Origin of the sequence: Rhizobium sp. SG2393 (genome assembly GCF_042610495.1) — a bacterium.
Taxonomy (GTDB): domain Bacteria; phylum Pseudomonadota; class Alphaproteobacteria; order Rhizobiales; family Rhizobiaceae; genus RU20A.
In genome coordinates this window covers 1,413,915-1,427,490 of the sequence record NZ_JBHGAP010000001.1, presented here as the reverse complement: position 1 = coordinate 1,427,490, position 13,576 = coordinate 1,413,915, and the positions used below count along the sequence as shown (strand labels likewise).

General features: G+C 64.7%; 15 protein-coding genes. 9 read left to right on the top strand and 6 right to left on the bottom strand.

Annotated features, from left to right (window positions below; translation table 11 throughout):
- Window positions 1-54: 54 nt before the first annotated feature.
- Window positions 55-831: a 3-hydroxybutyrate dehydrogenase gene (locus ACED18_RS06695; protein WP_377290208.1), complete on the bottom strand. Its 777-nt coding sequence runs from the start codon at window positions 829-831 to the stop codon at window positions 55-57.
- Window positions 832-1,062: 231 nt separating this feature from the next.
- Here ACED18_RS06695 and glpK point away from each other — a divergent pair, with 231 nt between their 5' ends.
- The 6 genes from glpK (at window position 1,063) to sbmA (ending at window position 6,766) form a co-directional block, all read left to right on the top strand.
- Window positions 1,063-2,562 (top strand): glycerol kinase GlpK, encoded by a 1,500-nt coding sequence (gene glpK / locus ACED18_RS06690; RefSeq protein ID WP_377290206.1) that lies wholly within the window; start codon window positions 1,063-1,065, stop codon window positions 2,560-2,562.
- Between the two features lie 73 nt (window positions 2,563-2,635).
- A complete protein-coding gene (locus ACED18_RS06685; protein WP_377290204.1) occupies window positions 2,636-2,956 on the top strand; it encodes a type II toxin-antitoxin system prevent-host-death family antitoxin in 321 nt (106 codons plus the stop codon).
- A complete protein-coding gene (locus tag ACED18_RS06680; RefSeq protein ID WP_377290202.1) occupies window positions 2,956-3,387 on the top strand; it encodes a type II toxin-antitoxin system VapC family toxin in 432 nt (143 codons plus the stop codon). Before ACED18_RS06685 ends, ACED18_RS06680 begins: the two co-directional genes overlap by 1 nt.
- 78 nt (window positions 3,388-3,465) lie before the next feature.
- Window positions 3,466-4,515 carry an LLM class flavin-dependent oxidoreductase gene (locus ACED18_RS06675; RefSeq protein WP_377290200.1) on the top strand — a complete coding sequence of 350 codons (1,050 nt, stop codon included), beginning with the start codon at window positions 3,466-3,468 and terminating at the stop codon, window positions 4,513-4,515.
- 87 nt (window positions 4,516-4,602) lie between these two features.
- The gene (gene map, locus ACED18_RS06670; RefSeq protein ID WP_377290198.1) at window positions 4,603-5,355 is read left to right on the top strand and encodes a type I methionyl aminopeptidase; all 753 of its coding nucleotides are present in this window, start codon (window positions 4,603-4,605) and stop codon (window positions 5,353-5,355) included.
- Between the two features lie 160 nt (window positions 5,356-5,515).
- Window positions 5,516-6,766 (top strand): peptide antibiotic transporter SbmA, encoded by a 1,251-nt coding sequence (gene sbmA / locus ACED18_RS06665; protein ID WP_377290196.1) that lies wholly within the window; start codon window positions 5,516-5,518, stop codon window positions 6,764-6,766.
- Between the two features lie 37 nt (window positions 6,767-6,803).
- Here sbmA and ACED18_RS06660 read toward each other — a convergent pair whose 3' ends face one another.
- Window positions 6,804-7,823, bottom strand: coding sequence for a polysaccharide deacetylase (locus ACED18_RS06660; RefSeq protein ID WP_377290194.1), 1,020 nt, complete (start codon window positions 7,821-7,823; stop codon window positions 6,804-6,806).
- Between the two features lie 131 nt (window positions 7,824-7,954).
- Between ACED18_RS06660 and ACED18_RS06655 the strand changes: the two genes are divergently transcribed.
- From ACED18_RS06655 to der, 3 genes are all read left to right on the top strand, one after another.
- A complete protein-coding gene (locus tag ACED18_RS06655) occupies window positions 7,955-8,542 on the top strand; it encodes an NnrU family protein (RefSeq protein WP_377290192.1) in 588 nt (195 codons plus the stop codon).
- Window positions 8,543-8,644: 102 nt separating this feature from the next.
- Entirely contained in the window at window positions 8,645-9,316 is a 672-nt protein-coding gene (locus tag ACED18_RS06650; RefSeq protein WP_377290190.1) for a tetratricopeptide repeat protein, read from the top strand.
- Window positions 9,317-9,375: 59 nt separating this feature from the next.
- Window positions 9,376-10,800: a ribosome biogenesis GTPase Der gene (der, locus tag ACED18_RS06645; RefSeq protein ID WP_377290188.1), complete on the top strand. Its 1,425-nt coding sequence runs from the start codon at window positions 9,376-9,378 to the stop codon at window positions 10,798-10,800.
- A gap of 70 nt (window positions 10,801-10,870) precedes the next feature.
- Here der and ACED18_RS06640 read toward each other — a convergent pair whose 3' ends face one another.
- The 4 genes from ACED18_RS06640 to ACED18_RS06625 all read right to left on the bottom strand — a co-directional run bounded on the left by ACED18_RS06640 (window position 10,871) and on the right by ACED18_RS06625 (window position 13,540).
- A complete protein-coding gene (locus ACED18_RS06640) occupies window positions 10,871-11,260 on the bottom strand; it encodes a type II toxin-antitoxin system VapC family toxin (protein WP_377290186.1) in 390 nt (129 codons plus the stop codon).
- On the bottom strand, window positions 11,257-11,514 hold the full coding sequence (locus ACED18_RS06635) for a type II toxin-antitoxin system Phd/YefM family antitoxin (RefSeq protein WP_377290184.1): 258 nt from the start codon (window positions 11,512-11,514) through the stop codon (window positions 11,257-11,259). The genes ACED18_RS06640 and ACED18_RS06635 overlap by 4 nt, the downstream gene beginning before the upstream one ends.
- Before the next feature lie 69 nt (window positions 11,515-11,583).
- On the bottom strand, window positions 11,584-12,498 hold the full coding sequence (locus ACED18_RS06630; RefSeq protein WP_377290182.1) for a sugar kinase: 915 nt from the start codon (window positions 12,496-12,498) through the stop codon (window positions 11,584-11,586).
- Window positions 12,470-13,540, bottom strand: coding sequence for an Ldh family oxidoreductase (locus tag ACED18_RS06625; protein ID WP_377290180.1), 1,071 nt, complete (start codon window positions 13,538-13,540; stop codon window positions 12,470-12,472). Before ACED18_RS06625 ends, ACED18_RS06630 begins: the two co-directional genes overlap by 29 nt.
- Window positions 13,541-13,576: the final 36 nt, after the last annotated feature.

The window sequence follows — 13,576 nt, the reverse complement described above, 5'->3', positions numbered from 1 at the left end:
CATCTTGTCTTCGGTGCGGTGCCGGCCGTTCTCCTGCGGCCGGACCCCGCAAGGTTACTGCGCCGTCCAGCCGCCGTCGATCGACTGGTGCGTGCCGGTGATCTGGGCGGCGACATCGGAGGCGAGGAAGGTGGCGAGCGCCGCCACCTGCTCCACCGTCACGAATTTCTTGGTCGGCTGCGCCTTCAGCATCACGTCGTTGATCACCTGTTCCTCGGTGATGCCGCGTGTCTTGGCCTGATCGGGGATCTGGCGCTGCACGAGCGGCGTCAGCACATAGCCGGGGCAGATGGCATTCACGGTGATGCCGGCCTCGGCGACTTCCAGCGCCACCGTCTTGGTCAGGCCGAGAATGCCGTGCTTGGCAGCGACGTAGGCCGACTTGAAGGGCGAGGCGACCAGGCCATGGGCCGAGGCGATGTTGATGATGCGGCCTGTGCCGGCCTTCTTCATGTGCGGCACGGCGGCGCGAATCGTGTGGAAGGCGGAGGAGAGGTTGATCGCGATGATCGCGTCCCATTTCTCGACCGGGAAATCCTCGATCTTCTCGACATACTGAATGCCGGCATTGTTGACGAGGACATCCACGCTGCCGAAGCGGCTGGCGGCCTCCTCGATCATCGCGGCAATTTCGGCCGGCTTCGTCATGTCGGCCGGGTTGTGCACGACATCGGCCGCGCCAGCGGCCTTGACCTTGTCGATGCAGGCGGCGATCTCGTCGGCCGTACCGAAGCCGTTCAGAACGATGCTCGCGCCTTCGGCCGCAAAGCCCAGCGCCACGGCAAGCCCGATGCCGCTGGTCGATCCCGTTACCACTACCGTTCTGGCCATGTCAGCGTCTCCCTGGCGCGATGCGAAGTGATCGTTTCATCTTGTTTTTGCATCGCAACAGAGGCCAGACTATGCCCAAATCAGGGCGGCTGTCCATGCTGCTTTTCAGCCGGCGGCGGGTGCCCAAAGGGCGCGTTTGTTTTCGTTTGACATTCGTTTTTGGCTTGTATTGAAATTCGGCGAAACAGCGGTCGGGCCAGGGAGGGCGTGCCGCGGGGAGGGAGACATATCATGGCAGGTTACGTTCTCGCCATCGACCAGGGCACCACATCGAGCCGGGCGATCATCTTCGACGCCGACCAGAAGGTGGTGGGCGTCGGGCAGAAGGAATTTACTCAGCACTATCCGAAATCCGGCTGGGTGGAGCATGATCCCGAAGAGATCTGGGACACGGTGGTGACGACCGTGAAGGCGGCGCTGGACAAGGCGAAGCTTTCGGCTTCCGATATTTCCGCGATCGGCATCACCAACCAGCGCGAGACCGTCGTGCTGTGGGATCGCAAGACGGGCGAACCCGTCCACCGCGCCATCGTCTGGCAGGACCGCCGCACCGCCGGCCATTGCGAGAAGCTGAAGCAGGCGGATCTCGAGGCGACGTTCACGAAGAAGACCGGCCTGCTGCTCGACCCCTATTTCTCCGGCACGAAGATCGCCTGGCTGCTCGATAATGTGAAAGGTGCACGCAAACGGGCGGAAAAGGGCGAATTGTGCTTCGGCACCATCGACACCTTCCTGATCTGGCGCCTCACGGGCGGCAAGTCCTTCGTGACTGACGCCACCAACGCGTCCCGCACGCTGCTCTACAATATCGCCAAGAACAAATGGGACGAGGATCTGATGATGATTCTCGATGTGCCGGCGCAAATCCTGCCGGAGGTGCTGGATTGTGCCGCCGATTTCGGCGTGACGGACAAGGATCTATTCGGCGCTGAAATTCCGATCCTCGGCGTTGCCGGCGACCAGCAGGCGGCGACCATCGGCCAGGCCTGTTTCGAGCCGGGCATGATGAAATCCACCTATGGCACGGGCTGCTTTGCCATTCTCAACACGGGTGCCGACATGGTGCCCTCGAAGAACCGGCTCCTGACCACGATCGCCTATCGTCTTGACGGCAAAACCACCTATGCGCTGGAAGGCTCGATCTTCATTGCGGGTGCTGCCGTTCAATGGCTGCGCGACGGTCTTGGTATCATCAAGTCGGCGTCCGAAACGGGTGCTCTGGCTGAAAAGGCTGACCCGACGCAGGAGGTCTATCTGGTGCCGGCCTTTACCGGGCTCGGCGCGCCGCACTGGGATCCGCAGGCGCGCGGCGCCGTTTACGGCATGACGCGCAATACGGGGCCGGCGGAGTTTGCCCGCGCGGCGCTGGAGGCCGTCTGCTACCAGACCCGCGACCTCCTGGACGCCATGCACAAGGACTGGAAGAAGAAGGGCGGGAAGGGCGAGAAGGAAACGGTGCTGCGCGTCGATGGCGGCATGGTTGCCTCCGACTGGACCATGCAGCGTCTTGCCGACCTGCTCGATGCGCCCGTCGATCGCCCCGTGATTCTTGAGACGACGGCGCTCGGCGTCGCCTGGCTTGCCGGTAGCCGTGCCGGTGTCTGGCCGGACCGCTCGGGCTTTGCCGCCACCTGGAAGCGCGACCGCAGCTTCGAGCCCTCCATGGACGAGAAGACGCGAAAGGCCAAGCTCAAGGGCTGGCACAGGGCGGTGGAGCGCACGCTGGGGTGAGGGGGGCGCGGCTCACGTTTGAGCCGGCGCTCAGCATGGTGTAGACTGGCGGCACACCGGAGGCGCCGCCATCATGACCTTCAACAAGCCCCTGTCCTTCAATACGCCGATGACCATCCCCTCGACCCGCTTCGACGCGGAAGGCGGCCGTGCGCTGAAGGCTGCCGATGGCGGCCCGGTGATTATCACCGAGGCCGGCGCGCCCGCCTATGTGATGATGCCGATGGAGGATTATCGGCGGCTGAAGGGGGAGGAGGGGGAAGATGTGTCTGAACCCGAGCCGCCGAAAAGCTTTGCAAGCCGTCTTGCCATGCCCGGAATCGAAGACATCGAGCTCGATATCCCGCCGCGCCTCCATGAGGAGGGTCGCCCCAATCCTTTCGCGGGGGACTGATGTATCTGCTCGATACGAATGTCCTTTCCGAGGCGCGGAAGATCGAATCCGGGCGAGCTGATCCACGGGTCGTTTCCTGGTTCTCGATGGTGTCCGACGTCGATCTCCACATCTCGGTGCTGACGCTCTTCGAAATTCAAAAAGGCATGCTGTTGAAGGCGCGCCGTGACGCCGTGCAGGCGCGGCAGATCCAGATCTGGCTGAGCGATTGGGTTCGACCGGCCTTCGAGGGCCGTATCATCGGCCTCAACGAAGAAACGGCCCTCAAGGCTGCAGAACTTCACGTCCCGGACCCACGTCCGCTGCTTGATGCCCTCATCGCCGCCACTGCCCTCATCCATGGCCTGACGCTCGTCACCCGCAACACCCGCGATTTCCGCAACACCGGTGTTTCGCTCCTCGATCCCTTTGATGCATCCTCTTCCGATTGAACACTGCGTTCGCCGCGCCTGCGATAGGCAAGGCGGGTGATTGCCCTTATGTGTGGGCAAACACTTGGAGATACTGCCATGGAATTCGGGCTCTATACCTTCGCCGACGTCGATCCGAACGCTGCCGACAAGGGCAGGGAGGGCGAGCGACGGCTGAAGAACCTGCTGGAGGAAATCGAACTGGCGGACAAGGTCGGGCTCGATGTCTTCGGTCTCGGCGAGCATCACCGTCCGGATTATGCGGTTTCGGCGCCCGCCGTCGTGCTGGCGGCGGCGGCGGCGAAGACGGCGCGCATCAAGCTGTCGAGTGCGGTGACGGTGCTGTCGTCGGAAGATCCGGTGCGCGTCTTCCAGCAATATGCGACACTCGATCTCATCTCCGGCGGGCGGGCCGAGGTGATGGCGGGGCGGGGCTCGTTCATCGAATCCTTCCCGCTCTTCGGCCAGTCGCTCGATGATTACGACGATCTCTTCTCCGAGAAGCTGGATCTTCTCATGGCGCTGCGCCAGCAGGAGAAGGTGACGTGGTCCGGCACGATGCGCCCGCCGATCGAGGGGCGCGGCGTCTATCCGCGCCCGCTGCAACAGGAACTGCCGCTGTGGATCGCGGTCGGCGGCACGCCGCAGTCGGTGGCCCGCGCCGGGGCGCTCGGGCTTCCGGTCGCGCTGGCCATCATCGGCGGTGAACCGCGCCGTTTTGCGCCGCTCTTCGACCTCTACCGGGAAGCGGCCCGCCGGGCGGGGCAGTCGGCGACGCGGCTCAAGACCAGCATCAACGTCCACGGCTTCATCGACACGACGACCGAGCGGGCGGCCGATATCTTCTATGGCCCGCAGGCCGAGGTGATGAACCGGATCGGCCGCGAGCGCGGCTGGGGTCCGACGAGCCGGGCGCATTTCGATCAGGCGCGCGGGCCGGACGGCAATCTCTTCGTCGGCAGTCCGGAGCTGGTGGCCGAAAAGATCGCGCGCCACCAGAAGCTCTTCAAGAATGACCGCTTCCTGTTGCAGATGGCGATCGGCCTGATGCCGCACGACGCGATCCTGCGCGGCATCGAGCTTTACGGCACCAAGGTGGCGCCGATGGTGCGCGAGATGCTCGCGGCGGATGCGCCGGTCGAGGCGTGAAGCACAGGCAACGCACAGTTTTTGCGCTGTCCCGTCTCGCTTCGCGTTGCGCGCCGCGCTAGATGACGCGGCGAAAGCGAGACGGACATGACCCTGAGAGACGAAGGCGACCTCGAAAAGCTGAAGGATATCGGCCGCATCTGCGCGCGGGCGCTGAAGCTGATGGGCGAATCGCTCGAGCCGGGGATCACCACCGCCGAACTCGACGACATCGGCCGGCGCTATCTGGAGGCGCATGGCGCGCAGTCGGCGCCGGAGCTCTGCTACCGCTTTCCGGGCGCGACCTGCATCAGCGTCAACGAGGAAGTGGCCCACGGCATTCCGGGTGCCCGCGTGATCCAGGCGGGCGATCTCGTCAATATCGATGTCTCCGCCGAGAAGGCAGGGCTTTTTGCCGATACGGGCGCCTCCTTCCCGGTGCCGCCGGTCAGGCCCGATATCGAGCGTCTGGTGCGCGACGGCCGCCGGGCGCTGTTCGTCGGCCTGAAGACCGTGAAGCCCGGCCAGTCGCTGGCCGCCATCGGCAATGCCATCGGCGAATTCGCCCGCAAGAACCGCTACACGCTGATCACCAACCTTGCCAGCCACGGTGTGGGCTATTCCCTGCATGAGGAACCCGGGGAGATCGCGACCTGGCCGGACCCGTCCGAACGCCGGGTCATGAAGGACGGCATGGTTTTCACCATCGAGCCGTTTCTCTCCACCGGCGCTCACTGGGCGGAAAGCGGGGAGGAGGACGACTGGACGCTCTACAGCGAGCCGCGCGCGCCGACCGTGCAGTTCGAACACACGCTCGTCGTCACGCGCAACGGGCCGCTGATCGTCACGCTGCCGGACTGACCTGCCACCTGCCTCAATGGCCCGAGGGCAAAAAGCGTTAAATCTCCGTAAGGTGGGAGAGGCGCGATTGTTGCGGCGCGCAAATTGTCCTAGGTTCGCGCCTCAGACGGGCCTTTCAAACGACTGATTGCGCGCCCGGAAGAAAGCGAGTGCCCCGCCCGTGTTCAAGTCCTTCTTTCCCAATCCCAAACTGTTCTTCTCGTCCGTCGTTCTCTGGTCGCTGGTCTCCGTGGCGATCTGGTACGTCTTTGGCGAGCAGGCCGGGTCTTACTTCGGCATGCCGCCGGTGGCTGCCGATGCGCCGCCGGTTGTCGGCGTCTCCGCCTTCTGGTCGCCGGCCTTCATCTGGTTCTACATCTACTTCGGCATAACGGTCTTTCTGTTCGCCGGTTTCTGGTACTGGTTTTCCCCGCACCGCTGGCAGAACTGGTCCATCCTTGGGTCCGCGCTGATCCTGTTCGTCACCTATTTCCAGGTGCAGGTGAGCGTGGCGATCAACAACTGGTACGGTCCGTTCTGGGATCTCATCCAGGGTGCAGTGTCGAAAACCCAGGTGGTGACGGCCGAGCAGTTCTATGGCCAGATCGGCGTGTTCCTGGGGATCGCGCTCGTTGCCGTGACCGTCGCGGTCATGACGCGTTTCTTCGTCAGCCACTACATCTTCCGCTGGCGCACGGCGATGAACGAATACTACATGCACCACTGGCCGAAGCTTCGGCATATTGAAGGCGCCTCGCAGCGTGTGCAGGAAGACACGATGCGCTTCTCGAGCACGGTGGAGGGCCTCGGCGTCAGCCTCATCGACAGCGTCATGACGCTGATCGCCTTCACGCCCGTGCTGATCCGCCTCTCGGCCAATGTCACCGAACTGCCGATCGTCGGCGCCATTCCCTATCCGCTGGTCGTGGCGGCCGTTCTCTGGTCGCTGTTCGGGACCGTGTTTCTGGCACTTGTCGGGATCAAGCTGCCGGGGCTGGAATTCCGCAACCAGCGCGTGGAAGCCGCCTATCGTAAGGAACTGGTCTACGGCGAAGACGACGCCGCCCGTGCCCAGCCGCCAACGGTCGCCGACCTTTTCTCGGATGTGCGCAGCAACTATTTCCGGCTCTACTTCCACTATCTGTATTTCAACGTCGCCCGCATTTTCTATTTGCAGATCAACAACATCTTCTCGCTGGTGATCCTGGCGCCGTCGATCATCGCCGGCAAGATCTCGCTCGGCGCGCTGAACCAGATTACAAACTCCTTCGGGCAGGTGACGTCCTCGTTCCAGTATCTCGTCTCGTCCTGGCCGACGATCGTCGAGCTCCTGTCGATCTACAAGCGCCTTCGCGCTTTCGAAGCCGCCATCGAAGACGAGCCGCTGCCGGAGATCGACCAGCGCTATCTGGCGCGGCAGACGGAAGATTGAGAGCGCGGCATCTGCCGCATTCCTCTCGATGTCACACTCAGAGGGCGGCTCCGGCCGCCTTCTTCTGTTTCGGTTCCTGCCGCACCTCCGGCATTTTCAGCGCGTCGGCATAGCTGACGCAGGCAACCTCGGGGCGTTTGCAGGTTTCGGTCAGGAAGCGTTCCAGCGCGCGCCAGTAGGCGCCGCCATTCATCTCCACGAAATGGAAGCCGAGCTGGAGGGGGATGCGCTCGCCGGCATATTGCGCCTCGAAGGCCTGCCGGTAGGCGGTGAGCGCGCGTTCCTCGAAGGCGGCGCTCTCGCGGCGGTTTTCGACGCCCATGGAGTGGCGGATGAAGAGGTTGTAGTCCATGGCGATCACGGGCCGCCCGCTCGGACCCTCCGGCACCAGCGGCAGGGCGAAGCGCGGCAGGCCGTCGCGCCTGTCGGGGGTGGCCGGCCCCTTGGAGACGAGGCTCGCGTCATAGGTGAAGCCGGCGGCCTTCAGCGCCGGCACGAGCCCCGGACTCGTGGCGAGATAGGGCGCACGGAAGCCGAGGATGTCGGTCTTTACGAAATCCTGCCAGCCGGCGGGTTGCCTGTCCGCCACCCTGCCGGTCGTCCAGGCGTTTTCAAGCGCGGTGCGGAAGGCGGAAAACTCGCCTTGCCAGTCGGCCTTCGACCAGTCGCTGCCATCGAAATGGCCGCAGGCATGGCTGCCGATGTCGTGCCCGTCGAGATGCGCCTGCCAGATATGGCCGACACGTTCGGCGATTTCCGCTTCGCTCTGCGCGAAGCCCACATTGGAGCGGCCGAAGGCCTTGCCCGGGGCCTTGTACCGGCTGCCGTCGCCGGCCTTGGTAATCAGGAAGGTGCAGGAGAGGAAATAGGTGAAATGCGCGCCCGTGCGTTTTGCCATGTCGAGGCTTTTCATCCAGAGCCGGTTGTCGTGGGCGCCATCGAAGGAGACGATGACGAGCTGGCGCGGCCTGGCGTTCATATCCGACTCTGCCGTTTCTTCGGCTGCTGCCAAGGCGGGCAGGGCGACGAGGGAGGCGGCAAGGACACAACGCAGCATCGGCAGGACTTCCGGAATCATGGCATGGGCGAGACCGGTTGCCGCAGGAATGCGGCGCGGATGTGATGCGGCTGGCATTCACGCCGCGCTCGGGCTATTGGCTGAAGGAAAGAATTCGGAGCGAAGCACCCATGGCCATTCTTGTTCTCGGCATCGTCATCTTCCTTGTCACGCATCTCGTGCCGGCCTTCGGACCCGGCCTGCGCGACCGCGTGATCGCCAATCACGGCAATGGTGTCTGGTATGGGGTGCACGGCGCCGGCTCCATCCTCGGCGTGCTGCTCATCGCCTATGGCTTTAGCGAATCCCGGCTGACGACGGGCATGCTCTATACGCCGCCGACGTTTCTTGCCCACATCACCCTGACGCTGATGCTGTTGGCCTGCATCTGTCTCGTGGCGGCTTTCCTGCCGCCCGGAAAGATCCGCGCCGTCCTCAAGTTTCCGGGACTGGTCGCCATCAAGATCTGGGCGTTTTCGCATCTTCTGGCCAATGGCGAGACGAACTCTGTGCTGCTCTTCACCACCTTCCTCGCCTGGGCGGTCATCGTGCGCATCCGCAAGAAGCGGCAGGTGCGGGCCGGCCTCATCGCCTATCCGGTCTTCGTGTCCTATCGCTACGACCTCATGGCGCTGATCGGCGGCGCGGTGCTCTATGTCCTCATCCTCCTGAAGCTGCATCTGTGGCTGATCGGCGTTTCGCCGATCGTGATGGGCTAAGCGTCCGGCGGATTCGCTTTTTTCCTTACAATCGGCGCGAAATCGGCTAGAAGGCGCGTCTTCGGACAATGCGACAAAAGGGCCGGGACATCCGGGCAGGCAATGGTACAGCAGGACGACAGCTTCATCCGCGAGGTCAATGACGAGCTTCGCTCCGACCAGGTCAGACTGGTCTGGACGCGGTTTCGCGGTGTCATCATCGGTATCGCCGTTCTGATCGTGCTCGGCACGATCGGCAAGGTCGGCTACGATTACTGGGACGAAAGCTCTGCGTCCGCCTCCGGCGACCAGTTCCTGACGGCCATGCGGCTTGCCGGCGAAAACAAGCCGGATGAGGCGCTTGCCCAGCTGACCGCCCTGGAAAAGGACGGCTACGGCTCCTATCCGCTGCTCGCCCGCATGCGTGCCGCCACCATCCTGCAGCAGAAGGGCGATGCCGCCGGTGCCGCGCGCGCCTTTTCCGAAATCGGCAAGGATGGTTCGGTCGCCGAACCGGTGCGCGATGCTGCGAAGCTGCGCGCAGCCTACATCCTCGTCGATACCGGCTCCTATGCGGATGTTTCGGCAGAGGTCGAGGCCTTCGCCGTTCCGGAAAACGGCATGCGCCATTCGGCGCGTGAGGTTCTGGGGCTTGCGGCCTACAAGGCGGGCGATTTCGCCAAGGCGCGCGACTGGTTCCAGGAAATCACCAATGATGCGCAGGCACCGTCCAACGTTTCCAATCGCGCCCAGATCATGCTCGACCTGATCGCGGCGAGCGGCAAGGCCGCCTGATCGCCTCTCTCCCGGATGTCCGGGAGGCGGCGCGTCCCGGCATCGGCAGGAGAGACACCATGAATTTCACCGTGGCCATCGTCGGGCGCCCCAATGTCGGCAAATCGACGCTCTTCAACCGTCTGGTGGGCAAGAAGCTGGCGCTGGTGGACGACACGCCGGGTGTGACGCGCGACCGGCGGCCGGGCGATGCCAAGCTCATCGACCTGCGCTTTACCATCATCGATACGGCCGGTCTCGAACAGTCCGGCCCCGATACGCTGCAGGGCCGCATGTGGGCCCAGACGGAAGCGGCGATCGAGGAAGCCGATCTCTCGCTCTTCCTCGTGGATGCCAAGGCGGGCCTCACGCCCGCCGACCAGACGCTGGCCGAAATGCTGCGCCGGCGCGGCAAGCCCGTCGTGCTCGTTGCCAACAAGTCCGAAGCGCGCGGCTCCGATGCCGGTTTCTACGATGCCTTCACCCTCGGTCTGGGCGAACCCTGCCCGATCTCGGCCGAGCACGGCCAGGGCATGATCGACCTGCGCGATGCGATCGTTGCCGCGCTCGGCGAAGAGCGGGCCTTTCCGCCAGAGGTGGATGAGGCCGAGACGAACATCGATCTTGCGCCGACCTCCGATGACGTCGGAGATGATGAGGTGGAGCCGGTCTATGACGAGACCAAGCCGCTGCGCGTCGCCGTCATCGGCCGCCCGAATGCCGGCAAGTCCACCCTCATCAACCGTTTCCTCGGCGAAGACCGCCTGCTGACGGGACCGGAAGCGGGCATCACGCGCGATTCCATCTCGGTCGAATGGGAATGGCGTGGCCGCAGCATCAAGATGTTCGATACGGCCGGCATGCGCCGCAAGGCCCGCGTGCAGGAGAAGCTGGAGAAGCTCTCCGTCGCCGACAGCCTGCGCTCGATCCGCTTTGCCGAAACGGTCGTCATCGTCTTCGACGCCACGATCCCCTTCGAGAAGCAGGACCTGCAACTGGTCGATCTCGTGATCCGCGAGGGACGTGCGGCCGTGCTCGCCTTCAACAAGTGGGACATGATCGACGATCCGCAGGCGGTGCTCGCCGATTTGCGCGAAAAGACCGAGCGGCTGCTGCCGCAGGCGCGCGGCATCCGCGCCGTGCCGATCTCGGGACAGACGGGTTACGGCCTCGACAAGCTGATGCAGTCGATCGTCGATACGGACAAGGTGTGGAACCGCCGCATCTCCACCGCGCGGCTCAATCGCTGGCTCGAGACCCAGCAGGTCCAGCATCCGCCACCGGCCGTCTCCGGCCGCCGGCTGAAGCTGAAATACATGACGCAGATCAAGGCTCGCCCGCCGGGCTTCATGATCTCCTGCACGCGCCCGGATGCCGTGCCGGAATCCTACCTGCGCTACCTGACCAACGGCCTGCGCAACGATTTCGACCTGCCGGGCGTGCCGATCCGCATCCACCTGCGCGCGGCCGACAACCCGTTCGAGAACCGTGCGAAGAAGCGGTAGGGTTGTTGCTTGTTTCGCGCCATTCCGGACGCGAAACGGCTGCACACTTCTGCTGTAATTGCTACGGCCTCTACCAGGTGATGAAGGTCGGGCTGTAGGCCGCGATCTTGCTGTCGCGGGTGATGAGGGCCAGCGGCTCGGTGATGGCCTGCGCGATCAGCAGGCGATCGAAGGGGTCGGCGTGCGCGGTGCTGATCTGCTCGACGGCAGCGGCATGCTCCGGGGTGATGTCGAGCAGATGCAGGTTCGATTGCCGGAAGAGCGTCAGGGCCGAGGCGGAATCGAGCGGCATGGCCTTGGCCCCGCGCCGTGACCGCTTGATCGCGATTTCCCACACGCTGACTGCGGAGACGTAGGTCCGGTTCTCCGGGTTGGTCAGCAGGGTGCGGATCGACAGCGGTAGTTTGTTGGGCTCGCTGACGATCCAGATGGCGACATGCGTATCGACCAGCAGCTTCACGAAAAATCCTTCTCAGCCTCGAACATCTCTCGAATGAGATCGTTGTCGGCGTCGAACTCTTCCAGTGTCATGGGCGGGTAAAGGCCCTCGGCGAGACCCAGACGCACGCCGCGTTTCTCCTCAACGATCGGCACCAGCCTTGCCGCCGGCTTGCCGTTGCGGGCGATGATGATCTCGCTTTCGCTGCCGTCTTCCACCGCTGCCACGAGCTGCGACAGGCGGGTCTTAGCTTCCAGCATGTTGATGACGGGCATGATCGCCTCCCTGGTCAAGTCTGACCAAGGATAGGCTGTCCAGCGCGGATTTTCAAGGTTGGGTGCCGGTCAGGCCGGTAGCAGCGCCTTCTCGATCAGGGCGCCGTGATGGGCGATGACGGCGGATGCCACGCGGGCGGCAAAGGCTGCGGCGCCTTGCGGGTCGCCGTGCTGGGTCAGATGCGCGAGGAAGGCGCCGTTGAAGCTGTCGCCGGCGCTGGTCGTGTCCACGATGGCGGTCGGCTTTGCAGCGGGCACCAGAACCGGGGCTGCGGCCCCGAAGGCCACGGTCGCGCCGTTCGCGCCGTCCTTGACGACGATGTTTTCGACGCCGAGGGAGCGGTAGCGCGCGATGGTGTCGGCCACGGTCGCATCGCCGAAATGGGTGGCCTCGTCGTCGAAGCTCGGCATGACGAGGGTGGCCGCGCGCGCGCCATCGGAGATCGTCGCCAGCATGCGGGTCTTGTCGCTCCACAGGCGCGGGCGGATGTTGGGGTCGAAGACGACCGTGCGGCCGGCGGCCTTGGCGCGGCGCAACTCGGCGAGCAGGGTTTCGACGGCGGTTTCGGAAAGGATCGCGAGCGTCACGCCGGTCACGACGATCGTATCGGCGCTGTCGATGGCGGCGCGCAGGGCGTCGGCATCGTCGGCAAGACATTTGGCGGCGGAGGTGGAGCGCCAGTAGGAGAAGCTGCGCTCGCCATTCTTCAGGTGGATCATGTAGAGGCCGGGCATGCGGCCCGCGATGCGGCGGATGTGGCGCGTGCTAACGCCGGTGCCGGCCATGAAGGCGAGCATCTCCTCCGACACCGTTTCGTCGCCGACGGCGGTGAAATAATCGACGGTGATGGTTTCAGGCAGGAAGAGGCGGACGTAATAGGCGGTGTTGAAGGTGTCGCCGGCATAGCCCTTCTTCAAGAGGCCGTCGCCCGCCTGCATGAGTTCCACCATGCACTCACCGATCGACAGAATATGTCCAGCCATGTTTTCCTCCCGCGCCGGTCGTCAGCCAGGCGGTGATACGGTCATGCAGGGCTTTCGGCAAGCTGATCCCGTCCCGTTCTGCGCGGCGACGGGCGGCCAGCTTGCGCCGGCCGGGAATGTGGACGCCATGGATCCGCTCCAGCCGCTTCAGTTGGGCCGAGAGGCGGGCGGAAAAATCCCGATCGAGCACCGCCGGCGCGATGGCGACAATCAGCAGGCCGGCGCCGGGCGAGGCCTGGCCCTCAGTGAAGGGGGCCGCATCGAGCGACCAGTTGGCACCGGTCAGCCCGGCCGCGAGCACTTCCACCATCAAGGCGATGTTGGCGCCGCGCTCGGCGCCGAAGGTCAGCAGGGCGCCGCGAAGTGCTGCGGCGGGATCGGTGGTCGGCGCGCCGCTCACATCGACGGCGATGCCTTCGGGCAGGCTCTCGCTCCTGTCGGCTGCCGCGCGGATGTTCACGAAAGCCGTGGCGCTGGAGGACTGGTCGAAGAAGACGACATCGCCATCGGCGGCCGGTGCGGCGAAGGACACGGGGTTGGTGCAGTAGACCGGTCCCGTGGCGCCGGGCACGCTCATGATTGCCGGCCCATTGGTGGCGGCGACGGCGACGAGGCCTGCCTGGGCGATGCGGCGGGTGTAATAGCCGAGTTCGCCCGTCGTGTAGGAGCCGGAGAGGCTGAAAAGCGCGATGCCGAAGCTGCCCGCGCGGGCGACGAGATCGTTGAAGGCGAGCGCAAAGCCGTGCTGGGCGATGCCGCCGGCGGCATCGATGCGGATGATGGCGGGGGCGGGGTCGTCGCGGCGGGGCTCGGCAGCGCCCTTGATCCGGCCTGCCTGGAGGCTTTCGAGATAGTCCACGAGGTGGACAAAGCCGACCGCCGGCTGGCCGTGGGCTTCCGCATCCACTGTCGCGGCGGCCAGCGCGCGTGCCATGTCACGCCCCGCGCCGGCGGCCAGAAGCGCGCCTTCCGCCAGTTCGAAGGCTTCGGCAAGCGGCAGTTTCACCGGTCTTTCGCTGCGGGCCGTCGTTGCCGTCTCCACCGGTGCTCCTTCACATGTGTTGCGATGCGAGCGGCA

Bases quoted from the DNA above. Each gene is read 5' to 3' on its own strand.
- ACED18_RS06650 (WP_377290190.1), top strand. From the start codon at position 8,645: ATGGTACAGCAGGACGACAGCTTCATCCGCGAGGTCAATGACGAGCTT.
- ACED18_RS06635 (WP_377290184.1), bottom strand. From the start codon at position 11,514: ATGCCCGTCATCAACATGCTGGAAGCTAAGACCCGCCTGTCGCAGCTC.
- ACED18_RS06675 (WP_377290200.1), top strand. From the start codon at position 3,466: ATGGAATTCGGGCTCTATACCTTCGCCGACGTCGATCCGAACGCTGCC.
- ACED18_RS06680 (WP_377290202.1), top strand. From the start codon at position 2,956: ATGTATCTGCTCGATACGAATGTCCTTTCCGAGGCGCGGAAGATCGAA.
- ACED18_RS06660 (WP_377290194.1), bottom strand. From the start codon at position 7,823: ATGCTGCGTTGTGTCCTTGCCGCCTCCCTCGTCGCCCTGCCCGCCTTG.
- der (WP_377290188.1), top strand. From the start codon at position 9,376: ATGAATTTCACCGTGGCCATCGTCGGGCGCCCCAATGTCGGCAAATCG.
- glpK (WP_377290206.1), top strand. From the start codon at position 1,063: ATGGCAGGTTACGTTCTCGCCATCGACCAGGGCACCACATCGAGCCGG.
- ACED18_RS06685 (WP_377290204.1), top strand. From the start codon at position 2,636: ATGACCTTCAACAAGCCCCTGTCCTTCAATACGCCGATGACCATCCCC.
- map (WP_377290198.1), top strand. From the start codon at position 4,603: ATGACCCTGAGAGACGAAGGCGACCTCGAAAAGCTGAAGGATATCGGC.
- ACED18_RS06630 (WP_377290182.1), bottom strand. From the start codon at position 12,498: ATGGCTGGACATATTCTGTCGATCGGTGAGTGCATGGTGGAACTCATG.
- ACED18_RS06655 (WP_377290192.1), top strand. From the start codon at position 7,955: ATGGCCATTCTTGTTCTCGGCATCGTCATCTTCCTTGTCACGCATCTC.
- ACED18_RS06695 (WP_377290208.1), bottom strand. From the start codon at position 831: ATGGCCAGAACGGTAGTGGTAACGGGATCGACCAGCGGCATCGGGCTT.